The 13,388-nt window shown below is 54.2% G+C and carries 24 protein-coding genes; all 24 read left to right on the top strand.

Going from position 1 to position 13,388, the window contains the following annotated elements:
• Nucleotides 1-118 precede the first annotated feature (118 nt).
• The 24 genes from rpsL (at nucleotide 119) to rpmD (ending at nucleotide 13,388) form a co-directional block, all read left to right on the top strand.
• Entirely contained in the window at nucleotides 119-490 is a 372-nt protein-coding gene (gene rpsL, locus PSH97_RS25155) for a 30S ribosomal protein S12 (protein ID WP_002555494.1), read from the top strand.
• A 118-nt stretch (nucleotides 491-608) separates the two neighbouring features.
• Entirely contained in the window at nucleotides 609-1,079 is a 471-nt protein-coding gene (rpsG, locus tag PSH97_RS25150) for a 30S ribosomal protein S7 (RefSeq protein ID WP_002555493.1), read from the top strand.
• A gap of 30 nt (nucleotides 1,080-1,109) precedes the next feature.
• Nucleotides 1,110-3,215: an elongation factor G gene (fusA, locus tag PSH97_RS25145; protein ID WP_007896659.1), complete on the top strand. Its 2,106-nt coding sequence runs from the start codon at nucleotides 1,110-1,112 to the stop codon at nucleotides 3,213-3,215.
• A gap of 31 nt (nucleotides 3,216-3,246) precedes the next feature.
• A complete protein-coding gene (gene tuf / locus PSH97_RS25140; protein ID WP_003186071.1) occupies nucleotides 3,247-4,440 on the top strand; it encodes an elongation factor Tu in 1,194 nt (397 codons plus the stop codon).
• Nucleotides 4,441-4,596: 156 nt separating this feature from the next.
• Nucleotides 4,597-4,908, top strand: coding sequence for a 30S ribosomal protein S10 (gene rpsJ, locus PSH97_RS25135; protein ID WP_003186070.1), 312 nt, complete (start codon nucleotides 4,597-4,599; stop codon nucleotides 4,906-4,908).
• Between the two features lie 80 nt (nucleotides 4,909-4,988).
• On the top strand, nucleotides 4,989-5,624 hold the full coding sequence (rplC, locus tag PSH97_RS25130) for a 50S ribosomal protein L3 (RefSeq protein ID WP_003186059.1): 636 nt from the start codon (nucleotides 4,989-4,991) through the stop codon (nucleotides 5,622-5,624).
• Between the two features lie 12 nt (nucleotides 5,625-5,636).
• Nucleotides 5,637-6,239, top strand: a complete 603-nt coding sequence (rplD, locus tag PSH97_RS25125) for a 50S ribosomal protein L4 (protein WP_305447106.1) — start codon at nucleotides 5,637-5,639, stop codon at nucleotides 6,237-6,239.
• A complete protein-coding gene (rplW, locus tag PSH97_RS25120; RefSeq protein ID WP_002555488.1) occupies nucleotides 6,236-6,535 on the top strand; it encodes a 50S ribosomal protein L23 in 300 nt (99 codons plus the stop codon). The genes rplD and rplW overlap by 4 nt, the downstream gene beginning before the upstream one ends.
• A gap of 14 nt (nucleotides 6,536-6,549) precedes the next feature.
• Nucleotides 6,550-7,374: a 50S ribosomal protein L2 gene (gene rplB, locus PSH97_RS25115; RefSeq protein ID WP_003176423.1), complete on the top strand. Its 825-nt coding sequence runs from the start codon at nucleotides 6,550-6,552 to the stop codon at nucleotides 7,372-7,374.
• A 16-nt stretch (nucleotides 7,375-7,390) separates the two neighbouring features.
• Nucleotides 7,391-7,666: a 30S ribosomal protein S19 gene (gene rpsS / locus PSH97_RS25110; protein WP_002555486.1), complete on the top strand. Its 276-nt coding sequence runs from the start codon at nucleotides 7,391-7,393 to the stop codon at nucleotides 7,664-7,666.
• A gap of 13 nt (nucleotides 7,667-7,679) precedes the next feature.
• Entirely contained in the window at nucleotides 7,680-8,012 is a 333-nt protein-coding gene (rplV, locus tag PSH97_RS25105) for a 50S ribosomal protein L22 (protein ID WP_003103908.1), read from the top strand.
• A gap of 13 nt (nucleotides 8,013-8,025) precedes the next feature.
• Nucleotides 8,026-8,712, top strand: coding sequence for a 30S ribosomal protein S3 (gene rpsC / locus PSH97_RS25100; protein ID WP_003176422.1), 687 nt, complete (start codon nucleotides 8,026-8,028; stop codon nucleotides 8,710-8,712).
• Between the two features lie 12 nt (nucleotides 8,713-8,724).
• Nucleotides 8,725-9,138 (top strand): 50S ribosomal protein L16, encoded by a 414-nt coding sequence (gene rplP, locus PSH97_RS25095; protein WP_007896757.1) that lies wholly within the window; start codon nucleotides 8,725-8,727, stop codon nucleotides 9,136-9,138.
• Entirely contained in the window at nucleotides 9,138-9,329 is a 192-nt protein-coding gene (gene rpmC / locus PSH97_RS25090; RefSeq protein WP_002555481.1) for a 50S ribosomal protein L29, read from the top strand. Before rplP ends, rpmC begins: the two co-directional genes overlap by 1 nt.
• Before the next feature lie 2 nt (nucleotides 9,330-9,331).
• Nucleotides 9,332-9,598 (top strand): 30S ribosomal protein S17, encoded by a 267-nt coding sequence (gene rpsQ / locus PSH97_RS25085; protein WP_003176419.1) that lies wholly within the window; start codon nucleotides 9,332-9,334, stop codon nucleotides 9,596-9,598.
• A gap of 23 nt (nucleotides 9,599-9,621) precedes the next feature.
• Entirely contained in the window at nucleotides 9,622-9,990 is a 369-nt protein-coding gene (gene rplN, locus PSH97_RS25080) for a 50S ribosomal protein L14 (RefSeq protein WP_002555479.1), read from the top strand.
• A gap of 11 nt (nucleotides 9,991-10,001) precedes the next feature.
• A complete protein-coding gene (gene rplX, locus PSH97_RS25075) occupies nucleotides 10,002-10,316 on the top strand; it encodes a 50S ribosomal protein L24 (protein WP_007896770.1) in 315 nt (104 codons plus the stop codon).
• A gap of 20 nt (nucleotides 10,317-10,336) precedes the next feature.
• Nucleotides 10,337-10,876, top strand: coding sequence for a 50S ribosomal protein L5 (rplE, locus tag PSH97_RS25070; protein ID WP_003176415.1), 540 nt, complete (start codon nucleotides 10,337-10,339; stop codon nucleotides 10,874-10,876).
• Between the two features lie 13 nt (nucleotides 10,877-10,889).
• A complete protein-coding gene (gene rpsN / locus PSH97_RS25065) occupies nucleotides 10,890-11,195 on the top strand; it encodes a 30S ribosomal protein S14 (RefSeq protein ID WP_003176414.1) in 306 nt (101 codons plus the stop codon).
• Between the two features lie 210 nt (nucleotides 11,196-11,405).
• Nucleotides 11,406-11,798 carry a 30S ribosomal protein S8 gene (gene rpsH / locus PSH97_RS25060; protein WP_003186040.1) on the top strand — a complete coding sequence of 131 codons (393 nt, stop codon included), beginning with the start codon at nucleotides 11,406-11,408 and terminating at the stop codon, nucleotides 11,796-11,798.
• Between the two features lie 12 nt (nucleotides 11,799-11,810).
• Complete coding sequence (gene rplF, locus PSH97_RS25055; protein ID WP_003176412.1) at nucleotides 11,811-12,344, top strand: 50S ribosomal protein L6; 534 nt, start codon at nucleotides 11,811-11,813, stop codon at nucleotides 12,342-12,344.
• A gap of 10 nt (nucleotides 12,345-12,354) precedes the next feature.
• On the top strand, nucleotides 12,355-12,705 hold the full coding sequence (rplR, locus tag PSH97_RS25050) for a 50S ribosomal protein L18 (protein WP_003186037.1): 351 nt from the start codon (nucleotides 12,355-12,357) through the stop codon (nucleotides 12,703-12,705).
• 3 nt (nucleotides 12,706-12,708) lie between these two features.
• Complete coding sequence (gene rpsE, locus PSH97_RS25045) at nucleotides 12,709-13,209, top strand: 30S ribosomal protein S5 (protein WP_003186035.1); 501 nt, start codon at nucleotides 12,709-12,711, stop codon at nucleotides 13,207-13,209.
• Between the two features lie 2 nt (nucleotides 13,210-13,211).
• Nucleotides 13,212-13,388, top strand: coding sequence for a 50S ribosomal protein L30 (gene rpmD, locus PSH97_RS25040; protein ID WP_003186033.1), 177 nt, complete (start codon nucleotides 13,212-13,214; stop codon nucleotides 13,386-13,388).

Here is a 13,388-nt window from a genome sequence, read left to right as displayed (position 1 = left end):
GACTGGGGGCAAGATCCTCTTTAGACTCTTGTACCCCTAAATTTGGCGGGAATTCGTTCCTGCCATTTTGCTTTTCTTGCAAGACAATAGCGTCGCAAGACAACAGTGGAGCTAGTAGATGGCAACTATCAACCAGCTGGTACGTCAGCCGCGTAAGCGTATCGTCGAGAAATCCGACGTGCCTGCGCTGCAGAACTGCCCGCAACGTCGTGGCGTATGCACCCGTGTGTATACCACCACGCCGAAAAAACCTAACTCGGCACTGCGTAAAGTATGCCGTGTGCGTCTGACCAACGGTTTCGAGGTTTCCTCGTACATCGGCGGTGAAGGCCACAACCTGCAAGAGCACAGCGTGGTACTGATCCGCGGCGGTCGTGTAAAAGACTTGCCAGGTGTTCGTTACCACACCGTACGCGGTTCTTTGGATACTTCCGGCGTTAAAGGTCGTAACCAGGGTCGTTCGAAGTACGGTACCAAAAAGCCTAAGTAGTAGTGGCTTTTTGTAAAAACTGATTTTCTATTTTTCTGAGTCGATAAGAGTAAGGTCGGAGGCGTCCCGAAAGGGCACCGATTCCGAGCGAACCTGAAGACCGTTTGAGGGCTTATCCATGCCAAGAAGACGCGTAGCAGCCAAGCGCGAAGTGCTTGACGATCCAAAATACGGCAGCCAGATTCTGGCCAAGTTCATGAACCACGTAATGGAAAGCGGCAAGAAAGCCGTTGCCGAGCGTATCGTTTATGGCGCGCTGGAAAAGGTTAAAGAACGCAAGAACAGCGATCCCCTGGAAATCTTCGAGAAAGCTCTCGACGCCATCGCTCCGCTGGTCGAAGTGAAGTCGCGCCGTGTAGGCGGTGCTACTTACCAGGTTCCGGTCGAAGTTCGTCCGTCCCGTCGTAACGCTCTGGCAATGCGCTGGTTGGTAGACTTCGCCCGTAAGCGCGGCGAGAAGTCTATGGCTCTGCGTTTGGCTGGCGAACTGTTGGACGCTGCCGAAGGCAAAGGTGCTGCAGTTAAGAAGCGTGAAGACGTGCACCGTATGGCTGAAGCCAACAAGGCTTTCTCGCACTACCGCTTCTAATTTTAGCGTCACTAATTTTGCGAGGGCTTTATGGCTCGTACTACACCGATTAACCGCTACCGTAACATTGGTATCGTTGCTCACGTGGATGCTGGTAAAACCACCACCACCGAGCGCGTCCTTTTTTACACTGGCAAAAGTCACAAAATGGGCGAGGTGCATGACGGCGCCGCGACCACAGACTGGATGGTGCAGGAGCAGGAGCGTGGTATTACCATTACTTCTGCTGCCATTACCGCCTTCTGGCAGGGTTCCGAGAAGCAGCACAAGGACCAATACCGCTTCAACGTCATCGACACCCCGGGCCACGTTGACTTCACTATTGAAGTTGAGCGTTCCTTGCGTGTTCTCGACGGCGCGGTCGTTGTGTTCTGCGGCACCTCGGGTGTTGAGCCTCAGTCGGAAACCGTATGGCGTCAAGCCAACAAATACGGCGTTCCACGTCTTGTTTACGTAAACAAGATGGACCGTGCTGGTGCCAACTTCCTGCGCGTGATCGGTCAGATCAAGCAGCGTCTGGGTCACACTCCGGTGCCAATCCAGTTGGCCATCGGTTCCGAAGACAACTTCCAGGGTCAGATCGATCTGATGTCCATGGAAGCTGTTTACTGGAATGATGCTGACAAAGGCATGGTTCCGGTTCGCAAGCCTATCCCTGCTGAACTGCAGGAACTGGCTGACGAGTGGCGCGGCAACATGGTTGAGGCTGCGGCCGAAGCCAGCGAAGAGCTGATGAACAAGTACCTCGAAGGTGAAGAGCTCACCAACGCGGAAATCAAGGCCGCTCTGCGTCAGCGTACTATCGCTGGTGAGATCGTTCTGGCTGTTTGCGGTTCTTCCTTCAAGAACAAGGGTGTTCCCCTGGTTCTCGACGCCGTGATCGACTACCTGCCGGCTCCTACCGACATTCCTGCCATCAAGGGTACTGACCCGGATGACGAGACCAAGGAAATGGAGCGTCACGCAGACGACAGCGAGCCGTTCTCGGCTCTGGCGTTCAAGATCGCTACCGACCCATTCGTGGGTACCTTGACCTTTGTTCGGGTTTACTCGGGCGTGTTGGCCTCCGGCGACGGCGTGATCAACTCGGTTAAAGGCAAGAAAGAGCGCGTGGGTCGTATGGTGCAAATGCACGCAAACGCCCGTGAAGAGATCAAGGAAGTACGCGCTGGTGACATCGCGGCCTTGATCGGCATGAAGGATGTCACCACTGGTGAGACTTTGTGCAACGCTGACAAGCCAATCATCCTGGTTCGCATGGACTTCCCGGAGCCGGTTATTTCGGTTGCCGTAGAGCCTAAGACCAAGGACGACCAGGAAAAAATGGGTATCGCTCTGGGCAAACTTGCTCAGGAAGACCCGTCTTTCCGCGTCAAAACTGATGAAGAGACTGGTCAAACGATCATCTCCGGCATGGGCGAGTTGCACCTGGACATCCTGGTTGACCGGATGCGCCGTGAGTTCAACGTCGAAGCCAACATCGGTAAGCCTCAAGTTTCGTACCGTGAGCGCATCACGAAGAGCTGCGAAATTGAAGGCAAGTTCGTTCGTCAGTCCGGCGGTCGTGGCCAGTTCGGTCACTGCTGGATTCGTTTTGCTCCTGCTGACGAAGGTCAGGAAGGTCTGCAATTCCTGAACGAAGTAGTGGGTGGTGTGGTTCCTAAGGAATACATCCCGGCTATCCAGAAGGGCATCGAAGAGCAGATGAAGAACGGCGTTGTCGCCGGCTATCCGCTGATCGGCTTGAAGGCTACCGTGTTTGATGGTTCCTACCACGACGTCGACTCCAACGAGATGGCGTTTAAGGTGGCTGCTTCCATGGCGACCAAGCAACTGGCCCAGAAGGGTGGTGGTGAGCTGCTTGAGCCGATCATGGCGGTAGAGGTTGTTACGCCTGAAGACTATATGGGTGACGTGATGGGCGACCTTAACCGTCGTCGCGGCATGATCCTGGGTATGGAAGACACGGTCTCCGGCAAAGTAATTCGTGCCGAAGTTCCGCTGGGCGAGATGTTCGGTTATGCAACTGACGTCCGTTCCATGTCCCAAGGTCGCGCAAGCTACTCTATGGAATTCAAAAAATACAATACGGCTCCGTCGCACATCGTCGAAACCGTTACCAAAAAACAAGGCTGATTCAGCCCCTTTAGGCTAGGAGTTAATTGTCGTGGCTAAAGAAAAATTTGATCGTTCCCTACCGCACGTCAACGTTGGCACCATTGGTCACGTTGACCACGGTAAAACCACTCTGACTGCTGCTCTGACTCGCGTCTGCTCCGAAGTTTTCGGTTCGGCCGTTGTTGCTTTCGACAAAATCGACAGCGCTCCGGAAGAAAAGGCTCGTGGTATCACCATCAACACCGCGCACGTTGAGTACAACTCTTCGATTCGTCACTACGCTCACGTTGACTGCCCAGGTCACGCTGACTATGTGAAGAACATGATCACTGGTGCTGCCCAGATGGACGGCGCGATCCTGGTTTGCTCGGCCGCTGATGGTCCGATGCCACAAACCCGTGAGCACATCCTGCTGTCCCGTCAGGTAGGCGTTCCGTACATCGTTGTCTTCCTGAACAAGGCTGACATGGTTGACGACGCTGAGTTGCTGGAACTGGTTGAGATGGAAGTGCGCGACCTGCTGAGCACTTACGACTTCCCAGGTGATGACACTCCAATCATCATCGGTTCGGCTCTGATGGCTCTGAACGGCCAAGACGACAACGAAATGGGTACCACCGCTGTCAAGCGCCTGGTAGAAACTCTGGACAGCTACATCCCAGAGCCAGTTCGTGTTATCGACAAGCCGTTCCTGATGCCAATCGAAGACGTATTCTCGATCTCCGGTCGCGGCACTGTTGTAACTGGCCGTATCGAGCGCGGTATCGTCAAGGTTCAGGATCCACTGGAAATCGTTGGTCTGCGTGACACCACTGTCACCACCTGCACCGGTGTTGAAATGTTCCGTAAGCTGCTCGACGAAGGTCGTGCTGGCGAGAACTGCGGCGTTCTGCTGCGTGGTACCAAGCGTGACGACGTTGAGCGTGGCCAGGTTCTAGTTAAGCCAGGTTCGGTTAAGCCGCACACCAAGTTCGAAGCTGAAGTCTACGTTCTGAGCAAAGAAGAAGGCGGTCGTCACACTCCGTTCTTCAAAGGCTACCGTCCACAGTTCTACTTCCGTACAACTGACGTGACTGGTAACTGCGAACTGCCGGAAGGCGTTGAAATGGTAATGCCAGGCGACAACATCAAAATGGTTGTCACCCTGATCAAGACCATCGCAATGGAAGACGGTCTGCGTTTCGCTATCCGTGAAGGCGGTCGTACCGTCGGCGCTGGCGTCGTAGCCAAAATCATCGAGTAAGCTCTTTTTTGAGTAAGCTTCGATAGTTGAAAAAGCCCCCGCTTAGCGGGGGCTTTTTTATTGGGTTGACACCTATATGGGGCGTCTATAGAATTGCGCCTCCTTTTAACGGGCGTATTGCGCTCGGTGGGAATAGCAGCCGGAGTCTGAAATCCAATGCAAAATCAGCAAATCCGTATCAGGTTGAAGGCTTTTGACCATCGCCTGATCGACCAATCCACCCAGGAAATCGTGGAAACCGCGAAACGTACTGGTGCTCAAGTGCGTGGTCCAATTCCACTGCCTACCCGTAAAGAGCGGTTCACCGTTCTGGTCTCCCCGCACGTCAACAAAGACGCGCGTGACCAGTACGAGATCCGTACTCATAAGCGCGTTCTGGACATCGTCCAGCCAACGGATAAAACCGTTGATGCACTTATGAAGCTTGATCTTGCGGCCGGTGTGGAAGTGCAGATCAGCCTCGGCTAAGACTCGGTCTTAGTCGTGTAACGCTCTGAAATGGGCGGCCATAGCGGGTGAAAGCCCCGTACACTCATGAGGTTTACAACATGACTATTGGTGTAGTCGGTCGTAAATGCGGTATGACCCGTATTTTCACCGAAGAAGGTGTCTCCATTCCGGTCACGGTCATTGAGATCGAGCCGAATCGCGTCACCCAGTTCAAAACTGAAGAGACCGATGGCTATCGTGCAGTGCAAGTCACTGTAGGCGAGCGTCGTGCTTCGCGTGTTACAGCTGCTCAAGCTGGCCACTTCGCTAAAGCGAACGTTGCCGCTGGTCGTACCGTAATGGAATTCCGCCTTGAAGAAGGCGAGTACCAGGCCGGCGATCTGATCAACGCTGAAATCTTCGCTGCTGGTCAACTGGTTGATGTAACCGGTCAGTCCAAGGGTAAAGGCTTCCAGGGTACGATCAAGCGTTGGAACTTCCGCGGGCAAGATAATACCCACGGTAACTCCGTGTCCCACCGCGTTCCAGGCTCTATCGGCCAGTGCCAGACTCCTGGTCGTGTATTCAAGGGCAAAAAAATGTCCGGTCATATGGGCGCTGAGCGCGTGACCGTGCAGTCCCTCGAAGTAGTGCGCGTGGACGCTGAACGCAATCTGTTGTTGGTCAAGGGTGCTGTTCCTGGCGCTACTGGCGGCAACTTGGTTGTACGTCCAGCAGCCAAGGCTCGCGGTTAAGGGGAAGCTGACATGCAATTAAATGTAAATGACGCTCAAGCGATCGAAGTTTCCGAACTGACATTTGGCGGCGAATTCAACGAGACGCTGGTTCACCAAGCAGTCGTGGCCTACATGGCCGGCGGCCGTCAAGGTAGCAAGCAGCAAAAGACCCGTTCCGACGTTCGTGGTGGCGGTAAGCGCCCATGGCGTCAGAAAGGTACTGGCCGTGCTCGTGCCGGTACTATCCGTAGCCCAATCTGGCGTGGCGGCGGTACCACTTTCGCAGCTCGTCCTCAGGATCACACCCAGAAGCTGAACAAGAAGATGTATCGCGCAGCAATGCGTTCCATCCTTGCTGAGCTGGTGCGTACTGATCGTCTGGTTGTGGTTCAGGATTTCGCTGTTGAAACGCCGAAAACCAAAGACCTGCTGGGCAAACTGAACAACATGAGCCTGACCGACGTTCTGATCGTGTCGGACGCTGTTGATCAGAACCTGTACCTGGCTGCTCGTAACCTGCCACACGTTGATGTACGTGATGTGCAAGGTTCCGATCCAGTTAGTCTGATCGCATACGACAAGGTGTTGATCACCGTGTCGGCCGTGAAGAAATTCGAGGAGCTGCTGGGATGAACCAGGAACGCGTATTTAAAGTTCTGCTTGGCCCGCACGTTTCCGAGAAGGCTACGGTTCTGGCAGACAAGAAAGGCCAGTTCGTTTTCAAGGTTGCCACTGACGCAACCAAGCTGGAAATCAAGAAGGCCGTCGAAAGCCTGTTCAGCGTGAAAGTAGAGCGTGTTACTACCCTGAATGTTCTGGGTAAGAGCAAGCGCACTGCTCGCGGTCTGGGCAAGCGTAATGACTGGAAGAAGGCAGTTATCTCCCTTCAGCCAGGCCAAGATCTCGATTTCAGCAGCAGTGCTGAGTAAGGAAGGGGTGCATCATGGCAATCGTTAAATGCAAACCGACTTCCCCTGGCCGCCGTTTTGTGGTCAAGGTGGTCAACCAGGAGCTGCATAAAGGCGCTCCTCACGCACCGCTGCTCGAGAAAAAATCGAAGACTGGTGGTCGTAACAACAATGGTCGCATTACCACTCGTCACATCGGTGGTGGCCATAAGCAGCATTATCGTCTGGTCGATTTCCGTCGCAACGACAAAGATGGCATCTCTGCCACCGTCGAGCGTATCGAATACGATCCAAACCGTACTGCTCACATCGCTCTGCTGCTGTACGCAGATGGCGAGCGTCGCTACATCATCGCCCCTAAAGGCGTGAGTGCTGGTGACCAGCTGATCGCAGGTGCTTTGGCGCCGATCAAGCCGGGCAACGCTCTGCAACTGCGTAACATTCCAGTTGGTAGCACCGTACACGGCATCGAATTGAAGCCAGGTAAAGGCGCGCAAATCGCTCGTTCCGCTGGTGCTTCGGCTCAGCTGATCGCTCGTGAAGGTGTCTACGTGACCCTGCGTCTGCGTTCTGGTGAGATGCGTAAAGTGCTGGCTGAATGCCGCGCGACCCTGGGCGAAGTCTCGAACTCCGAGCACAGCCTGCGTTCGCTGGGTAAAGCTGGTGCCAAGCGCTGGCGTGGCGTTCGCCCAACCGTTCGTGGTGTTGCCATGAACCCGGTTGACCACCCACATGGTGGTGGTGAAGGTCGTACCTCTGGTGGTCGTCATCCGGTATCGCCATGGGGCTTCCCGACTAAGGGCGCGAAGACTCGTGGTAATAAGCGTACCGACAAAATGATCGTCCGTCGTCGCAAGTAAATAGAGGGATACGACAGTGCCACGTTCTCTGAAAAAAGGTCCTTTTATTGATCTTCACCTACTGAAGAAGATCGAAGTGGCGGCGGAAAAGAACGATCGCAAACCAGTTAAAACCTGGTCGCGTCGTTCGATGATCCTGCCACAAATGGTCGGTCTGACCATTGCAGTGCATAACGGTCGTCAACATGTTCCAGTTCTCGTGAACGAAGACATGGTCGGCCACAAACTGGGCGAGTTTGCCGGTACCCGCACATATCGTGGGCACGTGGCAGACAAGAAAGCCAAGCGTTAAGGGGTAAGGAACGATGGAAGTAGCCGCTAAGTTGTCGGGCGCTCGAATCTCCGCCCAGAAAGCCCGCTTGGTCGCCGACCAGATCCGCGGGAAGAAGGTGGGCGAAGCGCTCAACCTGTTGGCTTTCAGCAGTAAGAAAGCCGCCGAGATCATGAAGAAAGTGCTGGAGTCGGCCGTAGCCAACGCCGAGCATAACGAAGGCGCAGACGTTGATGACCTGAAGGTCAGCACCGTTTTCGTCAACGAAGGGCGTTCGCTGAAGCGAATCATGCCACGTGCCAAAGGCCGTGCTGATCGCATCGTCAAGCGGTCTTGCCATATCACTGTCAAGGTTGCTGACAAGTAACGGAGTCGAAGAGATGGGTCAGAAAGTACATCCCATTGGCATTCGCCTGGGAATCGTCAAGGAGCACACCTCCGTCTGGTACGCAGACGGTCGGACTTATGCGGACTATTTGTTCGCTGATCTGAAGGTGCGTGAGTATCTCCAAGACAAACTAAAAAGCGCGTCCGTAAGCCGTATCGATATCCATCGTCCGGCTCAGACTGCACGTATCACCATCCACACCGCTCGTCCAGGTATCGTTATCGGGAAGAAAGGTGAAGATGTTGAGAAACTGCGTCAGGACCTGACCAAACAAATGGGTGTGCCTGTGCACATCAATATCGAAGAAATCCGCAAGCCGGAACTCGACGGTATGTTGGTTGCGCAGAGCGTAGCTCAGCAGCTGGAGCGTCGCGTAATGTTCCGTCGCGCTATGAAGCGTGCTGTACAGAACGCCATGCGCATTGGTGCCAAAGGCATCAAAATCCAAGTGAGTGGTCGTCTCGGCGGTGCTGAAATCGCACGTACTGAATGGTATCGCGAAGGTCGTGTGCCACTGCACACCCTGCGTGCCGACATCGACTATGCCAACTACGAAGCTCACACCACTTACGGTGTGATCGGTGTAAAGGTTTGGATCTTCAAAGGCGAAGTAATTGGTGGTCGCCAAGAAGAACTGAAACCACAAGCACCAGCGCCTCGTAAAAAAGCTGCTAAGTAAGGGGTACGCCAAATGTTGCAACCAAAGCGTACGAAGTTCCGCAAGCAGATGACAGGCCACAACCGTGGTCTGGCTCAGCGCGGTAGCAAAGTCAGCTTCGGCGAGTTCGCGCTGAAGTCTGTAGCTCGTGGTCGTCTCACCGCTCGTCAGATCGAGTCAGCGCGTCGTGCTCTGACCCGTCACGTTAAACGTGGCGGCAAGATCTGGATCCGTGTATTCCCGGACAAGCCTATTTCCAAAAAGCCACTCGAAGTTCGGATGGGTAAAGGTAAGGGTAGTGTGGAGTACTGGGTTGCCCAGATTCAGCCAGGCAAAGTCCTGTATGAAATCGAGGGTGTTTCTGAAGAGCTGGCGCGTGAGGCTTTTGCCCTGGCTGCTGCAAAGCTGCCGCTCGCCACCGCCTTTGTTAAACGGACGGTGATGTGATGAAAGCGAATGAACTTCGTGAAAAATCCGCACAGCAGCTGAACGAGCAACTGCTCGGCTTGCTGCGCGACCAGTTCAATCTGCGTATGCAGAAAGCAACTGGCCAGTTGGGGCAGTCTCATCTGCTCTCGCAAGTTAAGCGTGACATCGCTCGCGTGAAGACTGTGCTCAACCAGCAGGCAGGTAAGTAATCATGGCTGAAGCCGAAAAAACTGTCCGTACGCTGACTGGCCGTGTTGTCAGCGACAAGATGGACAAAACCATCACCGTTCTGATCGAGCGTCGCGTTAAGCACCCGATCTACGGTAAATACGTTAAGCGTTCGACTAAGCTGCACGCGCACGACGAAACCAATCAGTGCCACATCGGCGACAAAGTCACTATTCGTGAAACTCGTCCTTTGGCCAAGACTAAGTCTTGGGCGCTGGTTGATGTTCTCGAACGCGCTGTGGAAGTCTAAGGACTAGGGGTCGGAGAAATTATATGATTCAGACTCAATCCATGCTCGATGTGGCCGATAACAGCGGCGCTCGCCGTGTTATGTGCATCAAGGTGCTGGGTGGCTCCCATCGTCGTTACGCTGGTATCGGTGACATCATCAAAGTTACCGTGAAGGAAGCAATTCCTCGCGGTAAAGTGAAAAAAGGCCAAGTGATGACTGCTGTAGTAGTCCGCACTCGTCACGGCGTTCGCCGTGCTGATGGCTCCATTATCCGCTTTGATGGCAACGCTGCTGTTCTTCTGAACAACAAGCAAGAGCCGATCGGCACCCGTATCTTTGGGCCAGTGACCCGTGAACTTCGTACTGAGAAGTTCATGAAGATCGTCTCGCTCGCCCCAGAAGTGCTGTAAGGAGATCCGACATGCAAAAGATTCGTCGTGACGACGAGATCATCGTGATCGCCGGCAAAGACAAAGGTAAGCGCGGTAAGGTGCTTAAGGTTCTGGCTGACGACCGTCTGGTCGTTGGTGGTCTGAACCTGGTCAAGCGTCATACCAAGCCTAACCCGATGTCGGGCGTACAAGGCGGTATCGTCGAGAAAGAAGCGCCACTGCACGCTTCCAACGTTGCCATTTTCAACGGCGAAACCAACAAGGCTGATCGCGTTGGTTTTAAAGTAGAAGACGGCAAGAAAATTCGTGTCTTCAAGTCGACCCAAAAAGCGGTTGATGCTTGAACACTGCTAGGTAGAAGACCATGGCACGACTAAAAGAGATTTACTGGAAGGAAATCGCACCGAAGCTTAAGGAAGAACTTAAGCTTTCGAACGTGATGGAAGTTCCACGCGTTACCAAAATCACCCTGAACATGGGTCTGGGCGAAGCGGTCGGTGACAAGAAAGTCATCGAGCACGCTGTTGCCGACCTGGAAAAGATCACCGGTCAGAAAGTCGTTGTGACTTACGCTCGGAAATCCATCGCTGGCTTTAAAGTCCGTGAAGGTTGGCCGATCGGCGTCAAAGTGACTCTGCGCCGTGAGCGTATGTACGAATTCCTGGATCGTCTGCTGTCGATCTCCCTGCCTCGGGTGCGCGACTTCCGCGGCCTGAATGCCAAGTCCTTCGATGGTCGTGGTAACTACAGCATGGGCGTTAAAGAGCAGATCATCTTCCCGGAAATCGACTACGACAAGATCGATGCTCTCCGCGGTCTGGACATTACCCTGACCACCACTGCCAAGAACGATGATGAAGGTCGCGCTCTGCTGCGCGCTTTCAAATTCCCGTTCCGCAACTGATTGGAGTAGGAAAATGGCCAAGATGAGCATGAAAAACCGCGAGCTGAAACGTCAGCTCACGGTTGCCAAGTACGCCAAAAAGCGTGCAGCACTGAAAGCTATCATCGTTGATCTGAACGCAAGTCCAGAAGCGCGTTGGGAAGCTACAGTAGCTCTGCAGAAGCAGCCACGTGACGCAAGCGCTTCGCGCATGCGTAACCGCTGCCGCCTGACCGGTCGTCCACACGGCGTTTACCGCAAGTTCGGCCTCGGCCGTAACAAGCTGCGTGAAGCTGCAATGCGTGGTGACGTACCTGGTCTGGTTAAAGCCAGCTGGTAAGCACTATCAAAGTCTCGGTGTTCGGGATCGCAAGATCCTGACCATCGGTGACCTTGAACTTGAATCAAGCCCCTATTGGGGCTTGATTCATTTGTGGGGTGTGTCTAGAATACCCGGCTCGCCTGAGCCCGTGCTTTTTTCGCGTGGATGTACTCGGCGACACGTAGTAGCCGCAAGGCTAATTTTTTGTGTATTAGGAGCGTCTAGCCCATGAGTATGCAGGACCCGTTAGCGGACATGCTAACTCGAATCCGTAATGCCCAGATGGCTGAAAAGTCCGTCGTAAGCATGCCATCTTCTACTTTGAAGGTAGCTGTTGCCAAAGTCCTGAAGGATGAAGGTTACATTGCGGGTTATCAGATCAGCAGCGAAATCAAACCACTGCTGTCCATCGAGCTGAAGTACTTCGAAGGCCGTCCGGTCATCGAGGAAGTGAAGCGCGTTAGCCGTCCAGGCCTGCGTCAGTACAAGTCCGTCGATGATCTGCCAAAAGTTCGTGGCGGTCTCGGTGTGTCTATCGTCTCCACCAACAAAGGTGTGATGACGGATCGTGCTGCGCGCGCTGCCGGTGTCGGCGGCGAAGTTCTTTGCACTGTGTTCTAAGGGGGGATAAGCATGTCACGCGTCGCTAAGAACCCCGTTAAGCTGCCAGCCGGTGTCGAAGTCAAATTCGCAGGCCAACAGCTTTCGGTGAAGGGTGCCAAGGGTACTCTCGAACTGAACATCCATTCGTCCGTTGAGATCGTTGAAGAAGCTGGTGAGCTGCGTTTCGCTGCTCGCAATGGCGATCAACAAACTCGCGCAATGGCTGGTACCACTCGTGCGTTGGTTAACAACATGGTCCAAGGCGTAAGCCAAGGCTTCGAGCGTAAGCTCCAGCTGGTCGGTGTTGGTTACAAAGCGCAAGCAAAAGGCACAGTGCTGAACCTGGCTCTTGGCTTCTCGCATCCAGTGGATTATGAACTGCCGGAAGGCATCACCGCTGAGACTCCTAGCCAGACCGATATCCTGATCAAGGGCATCGATAAGCAGCTGGTAGGTCAAGTGGCCGCCGAGATCCGCGACTTCCGTCCACCAGAGCCGTACAAAGGCAAAGGTGTGCGCTACGCGGACGAAGTCGTCCGTCGTAAAGAAGCCAAGAAGAAGTAGGGCATAGCAAATGACCGACAAAAAAGTTACTCGACTGCGTCGCGCTCGCAAAGCACGCCTGAAAATGCACGAACTCGAAGTCGTGCGTCTCTGCGTGTTCCGCTCGTCGCAGCACATCTACGCCCAGGTCATTTCGGCCGACGGCAACAAAGTCCTGGCAAGTGCCTCGACTTTGGATAAAGAACTGCGTGATGGCGCCACTGGCAACATCGACGCGGCCACTAAGGTTGGCCAGCTGGTCGCTACGCGTGCTAAAGCCGCTGGCGTCTCGCAGGTGGCTTTCGACCGCTCTGGCTTCAAGTATCACGGCCGCGTCAAGGCGCTGGCTGATGCTGCTCGTGAAGCTGGGCTGGAGTTCTAAGTTATGTCAAATAACGACCAAAAGCGCGACGAAGGCTACATCGAGAAGCTGGTTCAAGTTAACCGCGTAGCCAAAACCGTTAAAGGCGGCCGTATCTTCACTTTCACCGCGTTGACCGTGGTTGGTGATGGTAAAGGGCGTGTTGGCTTCGGCCGTGGCAAGTCGCGTGAAGTGCCTGCTGCGATCCAGAAGGCAATGGAAGCTGCTCGCCGCAACATGATCCAAGTTGATCTGAACGGCACCACTCTGCAGTACGCAATGAAGTCCGCCCATGGCGCTTCGAAGGTGTACATGCAGCCTGCTTCTGAAGGTACCGGTATCATCGCTGGCGGCGCTATGCGTGCTGTCCTCGAAGTTGCTGGCGTTCAGAACGTTCTGGCCAAGTGCTACGGCTCGACTAACCCGGTAAACGTGGTTCACGCCACTTTCAAAGGTTTGAAAGCTATGCAGTCTCCTGAATCCATTGCCGCCAAGCGTGGCAAAAGCGTCAAGGAGATCTTCTGATCATGGCTACCGTTAAAGTTACGCTGATCAAAAGCATGACCGGCCGCATCCCTAACCACAAACTGTGCGTTAAGGGTCTGGGTCTGCGTCGCATCGGTCACACTGTAGAAGTACTTGATACTCCCGAGAATCGCGGGATGATCAACAAGGCTTACTACATGCTGCGTGTCGAGGGTTAA

The sequence above is a fragment of the Pseudomonas cucumis genome, from assembly GCF_030687935.1.
GTDB classification, from domain to species: domain Bacteria; phylum Pseudomonadota; class Gammaproteobacteria; order Pseudomonadales; family Pseudomonadaceae; genus Aquipseudomonas; species Aquipseudomonas cucumis.
Note: the sequence above shows the minus strand (reverse complement) of the source record. Positions and strands in the feature narration are given on the sequence as shown.